The sequence below is a fragment of the Streptococcus sp. 1171_SSPC genome (assembly GCF_001069335.1).
In the GTDB taxonomy this organism is placed as follows: domain Bacteria; phylum Bacillota; class Bacilli; order Lactobacillales; family Streptococcaceae; genus Streptococcus; species Streptococcus xiaochunlingii.
In genome coordinates this window covers 77,648-95,970 of sequence record NZ_JWAK01000015.1, presented here as the reverse complement: position 1 = coordinate 95,970, position 18,323 = coordinate 77,648, and the positions used below count along the sequence as shown (strand labels likewise).

Sequence of the window (18,323 nt, the reverse complement as noted above, 5' to 3'; positions counted from 1 at the left end):
CTTTAACTAGGCTATTTAAGTGCGATTGATTCAAACCAACTATCCGATGTGACAAATCAGCTAGATATTTTCTTTTTCATTCAAAGCATTTTTGATATAATGAAACTATGATGAAAACAATTCTTTTACTCGTATTAGCATACCTATTAGGCTCTATCCCTTCTGGTTTGTGGATAGGAAAAGCCTTCTTTAACATCAATCTCCGCGAACACGGTTCTGGAAATACAGGAACCACCAATACCTTCCGTATCCTAGGGACAAAGGCAGGTCTGGTCGTCTTTGCTGTTGATTTCCTCAAGGGAACCTTGGCTGTTTTATTGCCGACTATTTTTGGGGTTTCAGGAATTTCTCCTATGGTCTTTGGTCTTTTAGCAGTCCTTGGACACACCTTCCCAATTTTTGCAGGCTTTAAAGGAGGCAAGGCAGTAGCGACTAGTGCAGGGGTCCTCATCGGCTTCTCTCCCGTTTTCCTCATCCTTTTAGCCATTTATTTCTTTGCTAGCCTTTACTTGACAAGTATGATTTCCTTTTCAAGTGTGACGGTCGCTATTCTGGCTAGTATCGGAGTCCTCATCCTCCCGCTGACTGGTTGGGTTCTCCCGAGCTACGATCTGATTTTTACCATCGTCGTCCTCGCTTTAGCGACCTTGATTATTATCCGCCACAAGGACAATATCAAACGAATCCTCAACAAGAATGAAAATATCATCTCCTGGGGAAAAAACATCACCCATCAAAAACATAAAGACTAGAACTTTTGCTCTAGTTTTTTTGTTTGCGATCACTTTGTCAGCACTTCTCTTCAAAAAAGTTCTATAAGTTTTTTCTTCCTTTTGTTTTTAATCATTGCAATTAAGGAGGATTTAGTTTATAATATCTTGAATTCAAAATCGGGAGGATTTTTATGAAATTCTATTCATATGATTATGTATTGAGTCAGATTAGCCAGCAAAATTGGGTCATGGTAATCATGTCCATTCTCTTAGTGTTGGTAACGGCTTTTTTTGTCTTTAAGGCATATAAGGATAAACGTGGAAGTAAGTTCCGTGAATTGTCTATTATTTCTGTCTTAATCTTAGTAGCCGTTGTTTTGATTAGCATTTCAAATTTTCAAAACAATCAGTCTAATGACAATCAATTCCGCTCTTCCCTACACTTTATCGAAGTTGTTTCAAAAGAATTAGGTGTAGATAAAGAAGATGTCTATGTCAATACTTCGGATACGACCGACGGAGCTATTATCAAGGTAGACAAGCAATTCTATCGTGTGATTAGCGGAACAGACCCAGATAGCTATTTACTTGAAAAAATGGACTTATATAAAACAGATGTAGAACTGGTGGAGGTTGAAAAATGATAAGCTTTTTTGCTACAATTGCAATTAAATTGGCCTTTGGGCTTCTTTCTCTTGTTTTTGTTATTAACGTAACAGGAAAAGGAAATTTAGCTCCAAGTTCTGCAGTAGACCAAATACAGAACTTTGTTCTCGGGGGTATTATCGGCGGGGTCATCTACAATAGCTCGATTACCATCCTTCAATATATCGTCATCCTCATCATCTGGACGATTTTGATTCTGTCACTCAAATGGCTTAATACCAATGTTTACTTCATCAAACATCTGATTGATGGAAAACCAACTATTATCATAAAAAACGGAAAATTAGATCCAGAAGCTTGTCGCTCAAAAGGCCTTTCTGCTTCTGACGTCGCTCTTAAGTTGCGCTCTCAAGGGGTCTTCCAATTGAAAGAAGTCAAAATAGCCGTCATCGAACAAAATGGCCAACTCATAATCGTTCGAATGGGAGATGAAAATCCCAAATACCCAATCATTACAGATGGTGTGGTCCAAGTAGAGATCTTAGAGACCATTGGTAAAACTGAAGAATGGCTTATAGCCGAACTCAATAAAAAAGGATTTGAAACTGTTGATGACATTTTTATCGCTGAGTACGACAAGGGTGAGATTAATGTCGTGACTTATTAAAGTTGGAAATCAGCTATTCGATAAAATAGACAAGTAAAAGGTCGTTACGAACTGTAACGACCTTTTTTCTATCTTTTAATAGTACTCCCCTTGGCGGTAGTTCCAAGAGTTGAAATGATCAGATAAGTGCATCATGATCTTGTCGATATCCAATCCCTTACGGATCACGACTGGGCAAGTATTGACAGAACGGCTACCTGCTCCTTGTTCTGGGATGAGTTTTCCTTCTGCATCAACCATAGAAACCATCACTCCTTGTTCATAGCGAGTTTCAATAGTCTTGTCTGGTTGGATAGAGGCTACATAATCATCGGCTTCGATGACCAAATCCACGGCACCTTCGATTCGCTCTCCGATTCCCTCGACTTTCCCACGATTTCCTTTACCAGATGGGTTAGCTGAAGAGGCATAAACCATTTTGCCTTCTTTTTCCCACATTTCTTTGGCGATTTGCTCACCAGCTTTACCGAATTTGATGACAAAACAGCTGGTTCCACGAACATCTGTCATGAGTTCTTCACGTCCATCTCCGAAGGCTTGTAATTTTGCATAGGCATCTTCACGCCATGGAAGGATACAACCAAGCAAGATATCTTCATCCCAATGTTTTTGGTAGAAGGCTTCAATTTCAGGATTCAATTGCGCAAGGGCGCGGAGTTCATCCATGCTTCCGCAAAGAACGACACCTGGTTTGTTACGGTTGCGTTCTTTGGCTTCAAACTTCCGTTCCAAGCCAGCCTTGTCACTGGTCATGATGATGTAACCAACTTTGGTAGGGCAGACGATACAGCCGCCCTCTCCTTTAAGAATGTCAAATCCTTCTTGTGAAAGTGTTCCGTCCCATTGAATGTGTTTTGTCATAAATTTCGTCCTCTTCTATTTTTTTTCTATTCTATCAAAATTCCCAAAAAGCTTCAATATATTTTCTGAAAATTCTTAATTAACTATACAATTTTTATTGCCAGTAAGCTGGCCGATTCTTCTCATAAGCAGCGATTAAGTCCTCATATTGGAGGGTAATCCCAATATCATCTAGACCGTTGAGTAATTTGTGCTTCCAATCCCCATCGATCTCAAAGCTAAATTCTCCAACAGGCGAGATGATCTTCTGCTCTTCCAAATCCACCGTTACCTCATCTGTCGGCTTCAAGCTTGCCAGCTTTTGACGAACCTCTAAAGGCTGGACTATTGGTAGCATCCCATTATTGAGTTCATTATTGTAATGGATATCTCCAAAAGAGCCGGCGATAACGACTTTAAAGCCATAATCAGCTAAAGCCCAGGCTGCGTGCTCCCGAGAAGAACCCGCCCCAAAATTGTCACCAGTAATCAAAATGGTGGCCTGACGATATTCTGCTTTGTTAAAGATAAATTCAGGATCCTCGGTGTATTGATCATCCAAGTAGCGCCAAGCGTACATGAGGTACTTGCCAAAGCCTTTTTTATCAATCAGCTTTAAAAATTGCTTGGGGAGGATTTGGTCGGTATCGATATTATCGTTCATCAAAGGAACCGTAGTTCCCGTATAAATGGTAAATTTCTCCATGATTCCTCCTTTTACTCAACTTCTGGCATTTGGCGCACATCGACAAAGCGACCGGCGATTGCTGCTGCTGCCGCCATTGCTGGGCTACAGAGATGGGTCTTGGCCCTAAATCCTTGGCGGTCTTCAAAGTTCCGGTTGCTAGTAGAGGCACAGTGGACGCCATCCGGCACCTTGTCTGGGTTCATCCCGAGACACATGGAGCAGCCTGGATCACGCCATTCAAAGCCAGCATCCATAAAGATCTTATCCAAGCCCATTTTCTCCGCTGCTCGTTTGACAGGACGAGAACCTGGAACTACGATGGCGGTCAAATTAGGGGCAATTTTTTTCCCTTCTACGAAACGGGCAGCCAGCTGCAAATCGCTGAGTCTGGCATTGGTACAAGATCCGATAAATATATAGCCCAACTCGATGTCTGAGGCCTTTTGACCTGGTTGGAGATCCATGTAGGCATAGGCCCGTTCGTCATTCATATCCCGAATTTCTGGGAAGGCTGTTTCCACGTCGACTCCCATAGAAGGGTTGGTCCCCCAGGTCACCATGGGTGCTAACTGGGATACATCGATGGTGATGACTCTATCATATGTCGCATCGTTGTCACTGACCAGGGACTGCCAATCGGCTACTGCAGCTTCAAAATCTTTTGGCATACATTCACGACCACGGAGATAGTCAAAAGTCGTCTCATCTGGATTCATAATCCCCATCTTAGAGCCGAATTCAATGGACATATTGCAGATGGTCATCCGCTCTTCCATGGTGAGGCTATCGATTGCTTCCCCTCTATACTCGACCACATGGCCAACCCCACAGGCTACGCCATAACGAGCAATCAAGGCCAAAATATAGTCCTTGGCATAAATCCCCTTCTGAGGCTTTCCAGTAAACTCGACCAAGAGTTTCTTCGGTTTAACCTGCCAGATGGTCTGAGTCGCAAAGACATGCTCCACCTCACTGGTCCCAATCCCAAAGGCAATGGCACCGAAAGCTCCATGGGTCGCCGTATGGCTGTCTCCACAGACAATGAACTTTCCAGGCTGGGTACGGCCAGTTTCAGGACCAACCATATGGACAATTCCCTGTTTTTCTGAACCATGACCTGCATGATCGATCCCAAAGTCCTTGACATTTTCAGCTAATTTATCAATTTGAGCCTTGGAAATCACATCCCGGATATCATAAATGTTAACCGTTGGGACATTGTGATCAAAGGTTCCAAAGGTTAAATCTGGTCTCCGAACCTGTCTACCAGTGTCTCTAAGCCCTTGAAAAGCCTGGGGACTGGTCACCTCGTGGATATAGTGTTGGTCCACATACATGAGTTGGGGCTGGCCTTCCTCACCGGTCACTACATGCCGTTCCCAGATTTTATCAAAAATTGATTTTCCTGCCATCCTTACCTCCATAAAGCGTAGAGTGTGTAAAGTGTGAGAAGGGTTCCTAAGAGCCAGGTGACCTTAAAATACCATTTCTGTGTCTTGTGATGAAAGAGTAGCCCTCCTATCCAGGCTCCAAGCCCTCCAACTGCAAAAGCATAAAAGAGCAAGGTCTTTTCTGGTATCCGCCAAGTATTTCTTTTAGCCTTTTCCTTATCAACTCCGTAGAGAATCCCTACGAAGAGATTCCATAGAAGGATCAAGCCAGTAATCATTCCTTTTACACTCATAATCGTTTTATAATCTCTTCTGTCATTTCTTTTGTCGAAGCACTGCCTCCTAGATCTCTCGTAAAGATCCTTGCAGCAAGAGTCGCTTCAACTGCTTTTTCAATGCGGCTAGCATCTTCTTCTCGATCAAAACTTTCACGCATCATCATGGCAACAGAGAGGATCATCGAGACTGGATTCGCCACGCCTTGACCCGCAATATCTGGAGCCGATCCATGAATAGGCTCATACATGCTTGGACCTGTCTCTGAATGGCTAGCCGATGGCATAACCCCAAGAGTGCCAGACAAGATACTGGACTCGTCTGAAAGGATATCACCAAAGAGGTTTTCCGTCACGATGACATCAAAGCGAGATGGATTGGTAATCATGAGCATGGCTGCTGAGTCTACCAACTGGTGCTCCAAGGTAACATCTGGGAAGTCTTGAGCCACTCGATCAGCTACTCTTCTCCAAAGCTTGGAGGTTGCGAGAACATTTTGCTTATCAATGCTGGTGACTTTCTTGCGACGTCCCCGTGCAATCTCAAAAGCCTTCCGCACAATTCGCTCCACTTCTTCAACTGAGTAGTCGTTGATATCCCATGCTTGGTTTTCTTCTAAGATATGCTCTCCAAAGTAAATCCCGCCGGTGAGCTCGCGAACCACTACGAAGTCCACACCATGAATGCGCTCCTCCTTCAAAGGAGAGAGGTGCTTGAGGGCATCGTAGATTTTAACCGGACGAATGTTGGCATAAAGGTTGAGCTCCTTACGAAGAGCTAACAAGCCTTGCTCCGGACGAATCGGTGCTTGGTCATACTGAGGACTTCCGATAGCCGCTAAGAGAATGGCATCAGCTTCCTTTGTAGCTTCTAGAGTAGAAGCTGGTAGAGGATGACCAGCCGCATCAATCCCTGCTCCCCCAAATGGATGAGCTTGGACTGAATAGTCAAAATTTGTTTTTTCTGCCACTGCTTTCAGCACGGACAGGCCAGCCTCCATGATTTCTGGTCCAATCCCGTCTCCAGCTAGGGCGACAATCTTCTTCGTCATAGTGTTCTCCTTTAGGCATCTGGTAGATCACGATAGGATACAATGTGACCGATCTCTCCAGCATTCTCTTTTTGCACCAAGGTATTGGCATTGATATAGGCAATTGCTGACGCCTTCAATACGTCAAAGTCTAAACCAGAAGCATTAAAGATGGTATCCGTCGCTTCGTTTTCAACAGTGACCAGCACACGCGCTTGGGCATCAATTCCATCCGTCACCGCATCAATGGTATAGGAAGTCAGACGCACTTCTTGGTGGAAGAATTGATCAATAGCGTTAAAGATTGCTTCCACTGAACCTTGACCTTTGGCAAGGTATTCAAGAATTTCACCATCTTCATTTTTCAGACTGACTGCTGCGGTGATGCTTTCATCTTCATTGGTTGTGAGGCGAAGATCATCAAAGTGGAAGCCTTCTGGATTTTCCACTGCTGTACCAGCAACAAGGGCGCGGATATCGGCATCAGTGATCTCGTGTTTCTTGTCTGCCAGAGATTTGAACTTAGCAAACAATGGCTGGATGTCTTCTTCTGTGAATTCCAGTCCCAACTCATGCAGTTTTTCTACAAAGGCATGGCGACCAGACAATTTACCAAGTGGAAGGCTATTGCTCTTAACCCCCACCAACTCAGGCGTGATGATTTCATAGGTAAGCGGATTTTTAAGGACTCCATCTTGGTGAATCCCAGACTCGTGTGAGAAGGCATTGCCACCAACAACCGCCTTGTTTTTAGGAATTGGAATCCCAGAGTAACGAGAGACCAACTCAGAGGTGTTGATGGTTTCATTGAGGACAATCGGACTCTCCACTTGGAAATAGTCTTCGCGAATATTAAGAGCGACCGCTACTTCTTCAAGTGCCGCATTGCCAGCCCGTTCCCCGATGCCATTGATGGTTCCTTCGACACGACCAGCTCCATTTTTGACAGCGGCGAGGCTATTAGCCACCGCCATTCCTAGATCATCATGGCAATGAGGGGAATAGATAATCTCACGATCTGTCTTGACATGATCGATCAAGTATTTGAAAATAGCTCCGTACTCTGCTGGTGTCGTGAAACCGACTGTATCAGGAATATTGATGTAGCTAGCACCAGCATCGACTGCAGTCTGGACAACTTGCAAGAGGAAATCCAACTCCGTCCGTGTCGCATCTTCGGGTGAGAATTCAACAACTTCAAACTTTGAGCGAGCATAAGAAACGTGTTCTTTGATGGCTTCAAGAATTTCTTCCTTGGTCTTGTTAAGTTTAAACTCCCGGTGAATGGGACTCGTAGCGATAAAGACGTGAACTTGCGGATACTTGGCATCTTTTAAGGCTTCATAACAAGCATCGATATCGGATTTAACGGAGCGAGCCAAACCTGTCACAGCAGTCTTGGTCAAGACTTTTGCAATCTCCTGCACAGCAGTGAAGGAATCCGGACTAGCTGCAGGAAAACCAGCCTCAATAGCAGAAATGCCCCACTTTTCCAATTGCTTGGCAATGGCAATCTTTTCTTTAATGGAGAAATTGACTCCTGGAGTCTGTTCACCGTCCCGAAGACTGGTATCTAAAAATTCAACTTTACGCATAGGGTCTCCTCTTTTCTAAACATAGTGAATAAAATAAAAACATCTCGCCAGTTACCTAAGCGAGATGTTTTGTTACTCCCGCTTGGTAAGCCAAACAGGACTAATGCTTTTGCACTAGCCCGAGTACCTCAACAACAAAGCAAATTGAATAAACTTAGCTGTTTTCATGTTTGACTTTCTCCTTTGATTGATGTCTTGTTTAGTATTTTAGCATAGGGAAAATTGAATGTCAAGAATTTTCTACAATATTCTGAATTTTTTGAATAGAAACAAAATAAAGGCGAAAGTCGCTTTCTTACTTTCGCCTGATCTTCTTATTTTTTCCTGTAGAGATCAAAGATGATTTGATCATTGTATAGATCAATGGTATTGGCCTTGACATAGAAATCCATCTCATTTTTAATCTTGGCAAGCTCGATCTTGATCGTCGCTTCTTTGCTATCAATTTTTACAAAGTCAGGTAGATCCTTGTTTGTAGACAGCACCTGCATCACGGTCTTTTTAGGAAGTTTCAAGGTCCCAACCGAAAAATCCTTGAGGGTCAAGAGAATACTTCCATCCTCTAGCTTACTTGGCTGGAAATAGATATAGAGCGGGTACTCCTTCCCTAAAAAGTCCATCTTCCCCTCTAGTAACATCTGTTGGTTGTCTGCATACAGTTGATAATCACTCAAATGATAACTTTTAAGCATGACCTTGATGGTTTCATTTAGTTGAGCCCTAGTTGTGGTCATACTGCCGATCTTGACATCTCCTCCTTGGCTAGGAGTCTGTAGTTGCCGGACATCCTCTCGTACCGTTGAGAAACGAGTCCATACGACTAGACTTGTTGCCAGCAAGAAACTGACCAAGCCTAGAAAGAGCCATTTCCAGATGTTAATCGGCGTTTTTTCTCGTCTCTCCTTAAAATGAGGTCCTGTGGTTGCTGGTTTAACCTTCTTCTCACTCGAACCATTTTTTCTCAGTTGCATGTATTTTCTCCAGTACGGCTTCTTTCATGATCTCATAACCAGTATTATTGGGATGGAAACTATCCTCATCATACAAGGCATCATTGGTCACAGTTTCTTTTCCTAATTCGGATTCTGTCACCCCACTCTTGCCATCAATACCCTTATAGAGGAGGTCATTGATCGGAACAAAGTAGACGCCTTGATAGGCAGAGAGGGTCTCCTCCGTTCTTTGGTTCCACTGATCGACAAGGGTCTGCAATTCCGTTAGATCGGGGAAGTTGAGATACAAGGGATTATAGATCCCCACCACGTAAACGGGCAGATCCGGGTTGTCCTTGCGGGCCAATTCGATGATCTGTTTGAGATTTTTCTCATAGGTCTTCGATGCTTTTTCGAAGCGGTCCAGATCTAAGTTACTGGTATCCTCAAGAATGGCCTTTCGCAGGTCATTGCCCCCGACAGTAATGGTCACTAACTGAGCCTTCTTCAGGTCCTTTCCAATCTCCTTTTTCTCCTGCATACGTGACAAAATTTGACTGCTCGTGTTACCAGAAACACCATAGTTGATCGCTTTGAATTCAAGATTTGTTTCATTGGTCAAACTCTGAGCGAGTAGTGGAACAAAACCTCCCTGATTGGTGCTATCCCCCACGCCTTTGGTCAAGGAATCCCCAATCGCTACATAGGTGACTACCTTCTTTTTGGCACTTGTTGACGGTTTGGTCATCACTGGTTCTGCCGAAGGAAGGAGCCAATTGACCAGAAAAAAGCAGACCAGAAAAGTGACCAAACAATACAAGATCATCTCTAGTATTTTTCTACTATTCATATACTCCTCATTCGTCCAGCTTTTAATTTGACTTTCTTATTCTTAAGTCAGGTTTAGGCTTGGTAGACAATCTTGCCCTGGCAGATGGTATAGGCTACCTGCCCCTTGAGGGATTCACCGACAAACGGTGAATTAGTTGCCTTGGAAGCAAAATGATCAGACACTAAACGGTCAGCATCCGGATCAAAAATCACAATATCTGCTGGTCCACCGACTTCCAAATAGCCCGCTTCAAAATTATATAATTTAGCGGGATTATAGGTCATTTTTTCTAAGAGTTCCATCAAGCTGAGCTCTCCTGCATGGACCAAATAGGTCAAACCAAGCGATAGAGAAGTCTCTAATCCTGTCATGCCGGAAGGAGCCTTGGTGATATCGGCTACGTTCTTTTCATCCGCATGATGAGGCGCGTGGTCCGTTGCGATTACGGTAATGACTCCTGACTTCAAGCCTTCGATGACTGCACGACGGTCTTCTTCCAGACGAAGAGGCGGATTCATCTTGGCATTGCTTCCCTTAGACAGCAAGAGATCTTCAGTCTTAGAAAAATGCTGAGGAGCTACTTCTGCTGTAACAGGAGCACCGATCGCTTGGGCAAACTCGACCACCTTGACACTCTCAGCTTTCGAGAGGTGTTGGATGTGGAGGTGGCCACCTGTTGCGTGAGCAATCATAGCATCCCGCGCTGCCATCGAGTATTCTGCCACTCCAGTCGCTCCGCAAACCTTGAAGTGCTCCCGAGCAATGTGCTCATTGAGTCCCAGAATGCCGTTCAACTCTGGATCTTCTTCGTGGAGACTAATGAAGGTCCCCAGACGTTTGGCTTCTTCCAAAGCCTGACGGACTACCTTGGTACTTTGCAACGGGATCCCATCATCTGAGAAACCGACAGCGCCAGCTTGTAACAAGCCTTCAAAGTCGGTGAGATGTTGGCCATCAAAGTTCTTGGTAACCGTCGCAACGGTCTTTACATGGATGGCTTCCTTAGCAGCAGAATCCAAGACTTCTTTTAAGGTCACGACATCCGAGATTGTTGGAGTGGTATTGGCCATCATGACGACTGTCGTAAAACCACCTGCAGCAGCTGCGAGAGCCCCAGTGTGAATATCTTCCTTGTGGGTCTGACCTGGTTCACGGAAGTGAACGTGAATGTCCACCAAACCTGGCGCTACCACCTTGCCACTCGCATCGATAACTTGGGCTCCTTCATAAGAAAGAGATGGACCTATTTCCACAATTTTCCCCTGATCTACCAAAAGATCACATACTTGGTCCAAACCAGTTTTTGGATCCATTACCCGACCATTTTTAATGACTAACATCTTCTACTCCTTTATTCATAGAAATCAACATGGGTCTCTAGCAAGCGATCCCCATCATAGCGGAACATAGCTGAAAAGAAGGGTTTATCCTCCAAGAGCCACTCAACAAAGGTGTGGTCCCCCTCCCAAGTTGGCTTACTTAAGACTTGATCATAAGGCACCCACTCCAGCGTCCCTTCGTTACACTCGATGAGTTCCCCTTCAAACTCAGTCACCTTGAAGACATAGGTGTACCAGTCTAGATCGGGAGTAAATTCAGGGAAGGTGATAATTCCTTTTAGAACTGGCTTAGCAACTAGACCCGTTTCTTCAAGAATTTCTCTAGCAGCACATTCTTGAGGAGTTTCCCCGCGTTCTAATTTTCCACCAACACCGATCCATTTGCCTTCATGGACATCATTGGGCTTTTTATTGCGATGAAGCATCAAAAACGCTTCTCCATTATCGATATAGCAAATTGTAGCTAATTGTGGCATTATTTCTTCTTTCTATTTTCCTAACTTCGCAGCCAATCAATCGGCTCGCGACCCATCTCTGTTAAATAAGCGTTAGCCCTTGAAAAAGGACGAGAGCCAAAGAAACCGCGATAGGCCGATAAGGGACTGGGATGGGCACTCTCAATAATCAAGTGTTTGCTTGCATCAATCAAAGACTTCTTCTTCCGAGCATAGGCACCCCACAGAATAAAGACAACATGCTCTTCCTCTTGACTGACTAGGCGAATAACTGCATCTGTAAACTCTTCCCAAATCAGGCCAGCGTGCCCATTGGCTTGGCCAGCAGGCACTGTCAGACAGGCATTGAGTAAGAGAACCCCTTGCTCTGCCCAAGGCGTCAAGTCATGGGAAGGCTTAAGCCCCACATCTTCCGCCAACTCCTTTAAAATGTTTTGCAAGGATGGAGGTGCTAGGATATCATCCGGTACAGAAAAGCTGAGCCCCTGTGCTTGACCAGGACCGTGATAGGGATCCTGACCCAGAATCACGACCTTAACCTCTTCCAGATTCGTTGTCTTTAAGGCCTGAAAAACCTTTTCACGAGGTGGGTAGATGGTCCCTGATGCATAGACCTGATCTAAAAATTGATTGATTTGCTTAAAGTAGCCCTCTGGAAGCTGCTCCTTAAGCAATTGGTGCCATCTTGAATGTTCCATCGCTTCTCCTTACAGTATAAAATAATTAACCGTTCTCTTGAGATTTCCTTGGACCAGCAGCCAAACCAATAGAGGCTAACAAGAGAATTTGTGGTAGAAATTGGATCAGATAACGAGTCTTGCCACCTTCAAAGATGGTCAAAAAGAGAAGACCACCAAAGACAGCAAGCGATAGGAAGTGGAAATCGTCATCGTTCTTCTTCCTGAGATAGACAAGGACCAGGCCAGCTGCCATCACAATCCAAAACAACTGTTTAACGAACTCATAATAACGATACTGAGGACGATCTGTACTTAAGAAGTAGGTACGAATCCATTTGGCAACTGGTAAATCCTTGGTATAAGGCTCGTAAAGAGGGTTAATGACCGGAGTCTTTTCGTATTCAACATCCCGATAGAGCCAACCAAGTGTCCCTTCTGCAACCGTTAAGGATTGCTTGGTATAAAGATGTCCCAGGAGTCCAATCGGACCATATTCCTTCAAGCGCCGTTTGATTTCTTTAATGATATATTCGTTCTTGAACATCCCATTATTGTACTCGTCTCGCTTATCTTCGTCGACATATTTCAAGAGCCCTTCTTTCATATCTGCTTGGTTGTGCCCAATATCCGTCAAGCCCAAGTTAATAAACAAGAGCGGTCCTTTAGCCAGCCCTTCCCCTTTTAAAATAGGGACAGCTGTTTGGTGTTTGACAGCTGTATTCAGAGCTCCAAAGACCAGACCAGTTGATAAAAGGGTTAAAGCAAAGACTTTTCCAAAGACCTTCCACTGCCCTTTAAAGAAGAGGACCATCCAAAAGGCCATCACGACAATAATAGTCGTCGGACGAATCAGCATAGTAAGCCCTGATAAGAGGCCTAGCCACAAGGATGTCTTCCATTGTGCACCACTGTCGCTCTCTTTTAAGAGATCCAAGGCTAGCCCTAATTGCAAGGCGATGAGAGGAAGAGGCGGAATATCCGTATACATGGAGTAAAAATAAGGGGAATAACAGATTAAGACCACATAGAGGGTATACACCCAGTCTGCCACTTTTTGGTCATAATGTTTCAGCCCTAAACGATACAAGAGGATAGCTCCTGCATTCACAAAGACCATATTGAGAACTTGCATGACCCAGAGGCCCGCTCCACCAAAGAGTTGGTAGAAAAAGCGTTCGTACAAGAACAAGGGAAGATTATTGGGATTCCGGCTCAGGTAGCTAGAGATAGAGGACTCTTTTAGAAGGCCAAAAGCTCCCGTATAGACCACCGCAGCATCCCGACGGATTAAGAGTTCCGCAGACAGCATAAAAACAATCTGAACTAGAATCGCTCCAACCATCAATCCAGTCTTGTATTTCATCAACCAGGCAAAGGCCCTTTTGAGATAGGAGCGACCAATATAAGCTAGGAGAAAGATAAGTCCCCCAACTACAAGGCCCCATCCCGAAATATCTTTTAGGTAGACGACACTAATGACAAACCAGTGCACCATCAGGAGCAACATAACCAGATGGAGCACCCCAAATAAGATGTTTTTACTTTTTACTAACATAGCTCCATTATAGCAAAAAAATAGGGATTTCGCTGGATTCTATCGGCTCTCCATCAAATAGAGGACTTCAGTTTGGATGGTGAAGCCAAGCCCTAGATATAGACTCAGGGCTGCTTGATTCTTTTTTTCAACGACAATCTGAAATTGCTGCTCCACTTCTGCAGCCATCTGATTCATCACACTTCGTAAGAGATAGCGTGCGTACCCTTTGCGGAGATGATCCGGGTCAACGGCTAATCCAAAGAAATAGGTCGTTCCCTGAGATAGATCCACCGTAACAGAAGCAAGAACTTGCTCTTGGTCACGCAAGACAAAGAGACGGGTATCCTGCCCCTCGAGAGACTCGGTCGCATACTTTAGGGCATAGTCAAGATCTGTCTCAAAAGCCTTGGATTGAAAATGCGCGATCTCTTGGAGCATGGACTCCACAGCCTCCAATACCATCAGCCCTTCTCTCTTCTCATGGTCGGTGACCTGACATGGGGCCTCCAACCAAAGTTCGTGGTCTTCCTCTTCCGCCTCCACTAAATGAAAATGGCTAAGTAAGTCCGTGTTTTGATCCAAAAACCGAACCTCTGACACATATAGTCGTTCTTCTAGCTGATAGTCCTTGGCCAAGTCCATAAAGTCTTCCCATAAGGAACGGGCAATACCTTGTCTACGAAAAGAAGGAGTCACAAAGAGCTGAACCTCTGCTTCCTTGGGTTCATCCGCATAGATGGACAAAAATCCAACCAGCTGCCCCTCCACCAATGCAAGGATAAATGCTGGCATCGTAGGATCATCATTATAGAGATTGTCCAAATAGGGCAAGCGATAGGTATGGTCATTTTGGTGAGAGGCTCTCACAAGCTGTTCACACTGCTTCTTTTCTTCTAGACTAAGACGAGTGCGTCTTTCAAGCTGCATCATTTTTTCTTCCTTTTACAAAAACAAAAGGAGAGCCAAACGTTGGCCCTCCTCCATTATACTTTAGTATTGCCAAGTTTCTTGGTTTTCCTTGAAACGGCGTAACAGTTCCAAACCTTCAGAAGTGATATAACCTTGTTCTTCAGCCAAATGAATCAATTCTGTGTAGTTAGACAAGGTTTCAAGTTGAACGCCAGCTTCCGCAAATTTCTTATCTGCTTTCTCCAATTGGTAGGTGAAGATAGCCACCACACCAAGGACGTCTGCTCCTTCACGCTTCGCAGCTGCGACAGCCTCCAAAACAGACCCACCAGTAGAAATCAAATCTTCCACTACGACCATCTTTTGACCTTGAGGTACACGACCTTCTATTTGGTTTCCAGCTCCATGGTCTTTTGGTTTGCTACGGATGTAGGCAAATGGCAAATTCATCTTGTCCGCAATAATAGCACCATGAGGAATCCCCGCAGTTGCTGTACCAGCAATCACTTCTACTTCAGGGAAAGCTTCCTTGATTTTATCTACAAATCCATTTTCAATCAAGGTACGAGTTTCAGGATAAGCGAGGGTCACACGATTATCGGTATAAATTGGAGATTTGATCCCAGAAGCCCAAGTAAAAGGCTCTTCTGGTTTCAAATAAACAGCTTCAATTTTTAGAAGATGGCTGGCAATATCTTTAGCTAATGACATGATAACTCCTTTTTACGATTTTAATCGAATACGAATTAAATCAATTATTTATTTTTAAACAACTGTACAGGTTAGTGAATAGTTCAAGGAAGGGCCTATCGGGCTTCCCGTAGAACTACAAAAGTTTTACTTTTACTGGCGATTATTATTCCGACGATCTCAGAAGAGAAACGATAATTTTCTCTTCTGAGATCTAGTGAACTCGTTAGGGAAGGCCCTATCGGGCTTCCCATAGAACGTCTTGAAGCACAGCTTCTAAGACGTTCTTAACTATTCCATTGTCTCTTAATCTCATGATAAGCATCCCATGGATTTTCTGCTTGGATAATCGGACGTCCAACCACGATGTAGTCTGAACCGATAGCATGGGCTTCTTGTGGGGTCATGACCCGTTTTTGGTCACCAATTTCTGCTCCTGCAGGACGGATCCCTGGGGTCACACAAACAAACTCTTCTGATGTAGCTTTCTTGATCAAATCTACTTCATGGGCTGAGCAAACAACGCCATCCAAGCCTGCTTCTTGCGCCTTACGGGCATAATTAACTACTGATTCTTGGACAGTGGTTTGGATGTTTTGGCAATCACGCATGTCTTCTTCACTGGTAGAAGTCAATTGAGTCACCGCTACCAACTTAGCTCCTGGTCCAAGTGCTTTTTTGGCTTCGCGCATCATCTCTACACCACCTGCTGCATGAACTGTCACCATATCCACACCAAAGGTGCCTAGGACAGACATGGCTGACTTAACCGTATTTGGGATGTCGTGCAATTTTAAATCCAAAAAAATGCTATGGCCACGACCTTTCAGATAGTGAACAATTTCTGGGCCGACTGCATAGAAAAATTCCATTCCGATTTTTACAAACAGTTTTTCATCTTCTGGGAAATGTTCTAGAAAGTTTTTGACATCTTCAAAAGCTGGAAAATCAAGGGCGATGATGGGACGTTCTTCACGCATGGGTTTCTCCTTTTTATGGCTGACATTTTTTCCACAAAAAAACCTTGCCCGAGGCAAGGTTACACGAAAATTAGGTAGTATCTACCCTGATTCACCGTCTAGACCTTAGGAGCCTCTCAGGACTACTTTAAAGGTTTTTCTACATTGTAGTACGATATGAAAGAAAAGTCAAGAAATAATCGAAAAACGTTCGGATTCAGTCTGTCTTTTCGGATTAGACTAGTAAGAGTCCTTGATCATAACAAAAAACTTGACATATTACCGATTTTCCTGTAAAATTTTTGCTATGCTGAGTAAGGGTTGTTTCAATTGTAGCTTACTCAGTAGCCTGTTGGGGTTGTAGCCAGCAGGCATTTTTTATTTTCTTGATGATCTTTATAATAGATTTTCTCGGACATGCCGACGCAGATCTTCTAAGCTAGTTATTCCATACTGATCCATGACCTGTGGAAGATTTTCGATAATAGTCGGACAAACATATGGATCTGTAAAGTTAGCAGTTCCTACTCCGATTGCAGAGGCACCAGCAATCATCATCTCCAGGGCTGCTTCTGCTGAATCTACACCGCCCATCCCAATAATCGGAAGTTTGGTCGATTGGGCTACTTGGCGGATGAGTTTCAAGGCTACTGGGAAGATAACTGGACCTGACATGCCACCTGTGCCATTGGCAATGATGGGCTTGCCAGTCTTGAGGTCAAAGCGCATCCCGACTAGCGTGTTGATCATGGTCAAGCCACTAGCCCCTGCATCTTCTACAGCCCTTGCGACTTGAGTAATGTCCGCCACACTAGGTGTTAATTTGACATAGACAGGAACGGAGGAGGCTTCTACCGCTGCTTTTACTGCATCATAGGCCAACTCAGGAACTTGTCCGATTAAGAGGCCATTGTTGCCATGGTCTACGTTGGGACAAGAGATATTGAGCTCGATGGCCTTGACATTTGGTGCTTGCGAGATCTTGCCAGATACCGTCGCATACTCTTCATTAGAGAAGCCAGCTACATTGGCGATAATCGGTAGATCTGGATAATGCTGGGCCAACCAAGGAAGTTTCTCTGATAGAACCACGTCTACCCCTGGATTTTGGAGCCCAATGGCATTGAGCATGCCGGCAGGTGTTTCGGCAACACGTGGTGTGGGATTTCCGAAGCGAGCCTCAGCGGTTGTCGCCTTGATCATAATGGATCCAAGCAGGTCTAAATCATAGTATTTGGCATATTCCTGACCAAAGCCAAAACAGCCGGAAGCCGGAATAATGGGATTTTTCAAGTCTAATCCTGGTAAGGATACAGCTAATCGATTACTTGTCATACTTTCCTCCCTACATCACAATCGTACCAGTTTCAAAGACCGGTCCATCTTCACACACGCGCTTGTTGGCTGCTTGGCTCTCATTTTCCAGATGCACCACACAGGCATAGCAGGCACCCATCCCACAGGCCATACGCGATTCCATAGAAATATAGGCGCGAGGATGGTCATGGAATTTGGTATTGACATATTTGAGCATACCAGGTGCCCCACAAGAATAGACGGCATCAAACTCCTGGTCCATCTGATCAACGATTGTTGACACATAACCCTTGGTACCATAAGAACCATCGTCTGTTGTAATGGTGACTTGGCCGTACTGCTTCAATTCTTCTTCCAGGATCACAGCTTCTTTATTGGCAAATCCAAGGACAGAATGGACTTCTACTCCCTGCTCATGTAGTTGTTTAGCCACTTGGACCAAGGGAGGCACTCCAATCCCGCCACCGATGATCAAGGCACGTGCCCCTTGACCAAGACCCTTAAGGTCAAAGCCGTTTCCTTGAGGACCCATGACACTGAGGAAGCTACCGACAGGCAAGTGAGAAAAGATGGCTGTCCCTCCCCCTTCTACCCGATAAATGAGGCGACAGGTCTTGCTGTCTGGATCAATCTCTGAGATGGAAATGGGACGACGAAGGAGTTTAGAGTCATCCGGTACACGGATATGGAGAAACTGCCCCGGTAGCATCTGCTCCACCATTTCCCCCTTCAAGACCATTGAAAAAATCCGTGGCGCAATCTCTTCTTGAGCGATTAACTCCATGTCTTCCATCATGATTTTTCCAAACCGTTTTTTACAGCTGTCACTGACCATTGGTTTCCTCTTCTTTCTTCCAGCAAAAAAG

General features: G+C 44.5%; 20 protein-coding genes. 3 read left to right on the top strand and 17 right to left on the bottom strand.

What is annotated here, in order from left to right:
- Positions 1–110: 110 nt before the first annotated feature.
- The 3 genes from plsY to ADF75_RS02115 all read left to right on the top strand — a co-directional run bounded on the left by plsY (position 111) and on the right by ADF75_RS02115 (position 1,986).
- Positions 111–752 (top strand): glycerol-3-phosphate 1-O-acyltransferase PlsY, encoded by a 642-nt coding sequence (plsY, locus tag ADF75_RS02125; RefSeq protein ID WP_185761540.1) that lies wholly within the window; start codon positions 111–113, stop codon positions 750–752.
- Positions 753–904: 152 nt separating this feature from the next.
- Positions 905–1,357, top strand: a complete 453-nt coding sequence (locus ADF75_RS02120; protein WP_048788973.1) for a DUF3290 family protein — start codon at positions 905–907, stop codon at positions 1,355–1,357.
- The gene (locus ADF75_RS02115; protein ID WP_048788972.1) at positions 1,354–1,986 is read left to right on the top strand and encodes a DUF421 domain-containing protein; all 633 of its coding nucleotides are present in this window, start codon (positions 1,354–1,356) and stop codon (positions 1,984–1,986) included. Before ADF75_RS02120 ends, ADF75_RS02115 begins: the two co-directional genes overlap by 4 nt.
- 75 nt (positions 1,987–2,061) lie before the next feature.
- On the opposite strand, the gene ADF75_RS02110 is transcribed toward ADF75_RS02115, so the two are convergent.
- The 17 genes from ADF75_RS02110 to ADF75_RS02030 form a co-directional block, all read right to left on the bottom strand.
- Positions 2,062–2,847, bottom strand: a complete 786-nt coding sequence (locus ADF75_RS02110) for an L-threonylcarbamoyladenylate synthase (RefSeq protein WP_006596430.1) — start codon at positions 2,845–2,847, stop codon at positions 2,062–2,064.
- A 94-nt stretch (positions 2,848–2,941) separates the two neighbouring features.
- Entirely contained in the window at positions 2,942–3,532 is a 591-nt protein-coding gene (gene leuD / locus ADF75_RS02105) for a 3-isopropylmalate dehydratase small subunit (protein WP_048788971.1), read from the bottom strand.
- An 11-nt stretch (positions 3,533–3,543) separates the two neighbouring features.
- The gene (gene leuC / locus ADF75_RS02100; protein ID WP_048788970.1) at positions 3,544–4,926 is read right to left on the bottom strand and encodes a 3-isopropylmalate dehydratase large subunit; all 1,383 of its coding nucleotides are present in this window, start codon (positions 4,924–4,926) and stop codon (positions 3,544–3,546) included.
- 2 nt (positions 4,927–4,928) lie between these two features.
- Entirely contained in the window at positions 4,929–5,198 is a 270-nt protein-coding gene (locus ADF75_RS02095; protein WP_048689804.1) for a DUF1294 domain-containing protein, read from the bottom strand.
- The gene (leuB, locus tag ADF75_RS02090; protein ID WP_048788969.1) at positions 5,195–6,232 is read right to left on the bottom strand and encodes a 3-isopropylmalate dehydrogenase; all 1,038 of its coding nucleotides are present in this window, start codon (positions 6,230–6,232) and stop codon (positions 5,195–5,197) included. The genes ADF75_RS02095 and leuB overlap by 4 nt, the downstream gene beginning before the upstream one ends.
- A gap of 11 nt (positions 6,233–6,243) precedes the next feature.
- Positions 6,244–7,806: a 2-isopropylmalate synthase gene (locus tag ADF75_RS02085; protein WP_048788968.1), complete on the bottom strand. Its 1,563-nt coding sequence runs from the start codon at positions 7,804–7,806 to the stop codon at positions 6,244–6,246.
- A 314-nt stretch (positions 7,807–8,120) separates the two neighbouring features.
- Positions 8,121–8,777 (bottom strand): YpmS family protein, encoded by a 657-nt coding sequence (locus tag ADF75_RS02080; RefSeq protein WP_048715892.1) that lies wholly within the window; start codon positions 8,775–8,777, stop codon positions 8,121–8,123.
- A complete protein-coding gene (locus ADF75_RS02075) occupies positions 8,749–9,588 on the bottom strand; it encodes an SGNH/GDSL hydrolase family protein (protein ID WP_048788967.1) in 840 nt (279 codons plus the stop codon). The genes ADF75_RS02080 and ADF75_RS02075 overlap by 29 nt, the downstream gene beginning before the upstream one ends.
- A gap of 53 nt (positions 9,589–9,641) precedes the next feature.
- Positions 9,642–10,910, bottom strand: coding sequence for a dihydroorotase (locus ADF75_RS02070; RefSeq protein ID WP_048788966.1), 1,269 nt, complete (start codon positions 10,908–10,910; stop codon positions 9,642–9,644).
- Positions 10,911–10,921: 11 nt separating this feature from the next.
- Positions 10,922–11,386 carry an NUDIX hydrolase gene (locus tag ADF75_RS02065; protein WP_006596439.1) on the bottom strand — a complete coding sequence of 155 codons (465 nt, stop codon included), beginning with the start codon at positions 11,384–11,386 and terminating at the stop codon, positions 10,922–10,924.
- A 20-nt stretch (positions 11,387–11,406) separates the two neighbouring features.
- The gene (locus tag ADF75_RS02060) at positions 11,407–12,063 is read right to left on the bottom strand and encodes a uracil-DNA glycosylase (RefSeq protein WP_006596440.1); all 657 of its coding nucleotides are present in this window, start codon (positions 12,061–12,063) and stop codon (positions 11,407–11,409) included.
- Positions 12,064–12,088: 25 nt separating this feature from the next.
- Positions 12,089–13,600: a glycosyltransferase family 39 protein gene (locus ADF75_RS02055; RefSeq protein WP_006596441.1), complete on the bottom strand. Its 1,512-nt coding sequence runs from the start codon at positions 13,598–13,600 to the stop codon at positions 12,089–12,091.
- 39 nt (positions 13,601–13,639) lie between these two features.
- Positions 13,640–14,512, bottom strand: a complete 873-nt coding sequence (locus tag ADF75_RS02050; protein WP_239665196.1) for a GNAT family N-acetyltransferase — start codon at positions 14,510–14,512, stop codon at positions 13,640–13,642.
- 60 nt (positions 14,513–14,572) lie between these two features.
- A complete protein-coding gene (gene pyrE, locus ADF75_RS02045) occupies positions 14,573–15,202 on the bottom strand; it encodes an orotate phosphoribosyltransferase (RefSeq protein WP_048689832.1) in 630 nt (209 codons plus the stop codon).
- A gap of 266 nt (positions 15,203–15,468) precedes the next feature.
- Positions 15,469–16,161, bottom strand: a complete 693-nt coding sequence (gene pyrF, locus ADF75_RS02040; RefSeq protein ID WP_023023089.1) for an orotidine-5'-phosphate decarboxylase — start codon at positions 16,159–16,161, stop codon at positions 15,469–15,471.
- 375 nt (positions 16,162–16,536) lie between these two features.
- Positions 16,537–17,475 (bottom strand): dihydroorotate dehydrogenase, encoded by a 939-nt coding sequence (locus ADF75_RS02035; RefSeq protein WP_048788965.1) that lies wholly within the window; start codon positions 17,473–17,475, stop codon positions 16,537–16,539.
- A gap of 10 nt (positions 17,476–17,485) precedes the next feature.
- Positions 17,486–18,292, bottom strand: a complete 807-nt coding sequence (locus tag ADF75_RS02030; protein WP_048689839.1) for a dihydroorotate dehydrogenase electron transfer subunit — start codon at positions 18,290–18,292, stop codon at positions 17,486–17,488.
- Positions 18,293–18,323: the final 31 nt, after the last annotated feature.

Excerpts from the sequence above, each read along its gene's own strand:
- plsY (WP_185761540.1), top strand. The coding sequence starts at position 111 with ATGAAAACAATTCTTTTACTCGTATTAGCATACCTATTAGGCTCTATC.
- ADF75_RS02120 (WP_048788973.1), top strand. The coding sequence starts at position 905 with ATGAAATTCTATTCATATGATTATGTATTGAGTCAGATTAGCCAGCAA.
- ADF75_RS02115 (WP_048788972.1), top strand. The coding sequence starts at position 1,354 with ATGATAAGCTTTTTTGCTACAATTGCAATTAAATTGGCCTTTGGGCTT.
- ADF75_RS02110 (WP_006596430.1), bottom strand. The coding sequence starts at position 2,847 with ATGACAAAACACATTCAATGGGACGGAACACTTTCACAAGAAGGATTT.
- leuD (WP_048788971.1), bottom strand. The coding sequence starts at position 3,532 with ATGGAGAAATTTACCATTTATACGGGAACTACGGTTCCTTTGATGAAC.
- leuC (WP_048788970.1), bottom strand. The coding sequence starts at position 4,926 with ATGGCAGGAAAATCAATTTTTGATAAAATCTGGGAACGGCATGTAGTG.
- ADF75_RS02095 (WP_048689804.1), bottom strand. The coding sequence starts at position 5,198 with ATGAGTGTAAAAGGAATGATTACTGGCTTGATCCTTCTATGGAATCTC.
- leuB (WP_048788969.1), bottom strand. The coding sequence starts at position 6,232 with ATGACGAAGAAGATTGTCGCCCTAGCTGGAGACGGGATTGGACCAGAA.
- ADF75_RS02085 (WP_048788968.1), bottom strand. The coding sequence starts at position 7,806 with ATGCGTAAAGTTGAATTTTTAGATACCAGTCTTCGGGACGGTGAACAG.
- ADF75_RS02080 (WP_048715892.1), bottom strand. The coding sequence starts at position 8,777 with ATGCAACTGAGAAAAAATGGTTCGAGTGAGAAGAAGGTTAAACCAGCA.
- ADF75_RS02075 (WP_048788967.1), bottom strand. The coding sequence starts at position 9,588 with ATGAATAGTAGAAAAATACTAGAGATGATCTTGTATTGTTTGGTCACT.
- ADF75_RS02070 (WP_048788966.1), bottom strand. The coding sequence starts at position 10,910 with ATGTTAGTCATTAAAAATGGTCGGGTAATGGATCCAAAAACTGGTTTG.
- ADF75_RS02065 (WP_006596439.1), bottom strand. The coding sequence starts at position 11,386 with ATGCCACAATTAGCTACAATTTGCTATATCGATAATGGAGAAGCGTTT.
- ADF75_RS02060 (WP_006596440.1), bottom strand. The coding sequence starts at position 12,063 with ATGGAACATTCAAGATGGCACCAATTGCTTAAGGAGCAGCTTCCAGAG.
- ADF75_RS02055 (WP_006596441.1), bottom strand. The coding sequence starts at position 13,600 with ATGTTAGTAAAAAGTAAAAACATCTTATTTGGGGTGCTCCATCTGGTT.
- ADF75_RS02050 (WP_239665196.1), bottom strand. The coding sequence starts at position 14,512 with ATGATGCAGCTTGAAAGACGCACTCGTCTTAGTCTAGAAGAAAAGAAG.
- pyrE (WP_048689832.1), bottom strand. The coding sequence starts at position 15,202 with ATGTCATTAGCTAAAGATATTGCCAGCCATCTTCTAAAAATTGAAGCT.
- pyrF (WP_023023089.1), bottom strand. The coding sequence starts at position 16,161 with ATGCGTGAAGAACGTCCCATCATCGCCCTTGATTTTCCAGCTTTTGAA.
- ADF75_RS02035 (WP_048788965.1), bottom strand. The coding sequence starts at position 17,475 with ATGACAAGTAATCGATTAGCTGTATCCTTACCAGGATTAGACTTGAAA.
- ADF75_RS02030 (WP_048689839.1), bottom strand. The coding sequence starts at position 18,292 with ATGGTCAGTGACAGCTGTAAAAAACGGTTTGGAAAAATCATGATGGAA.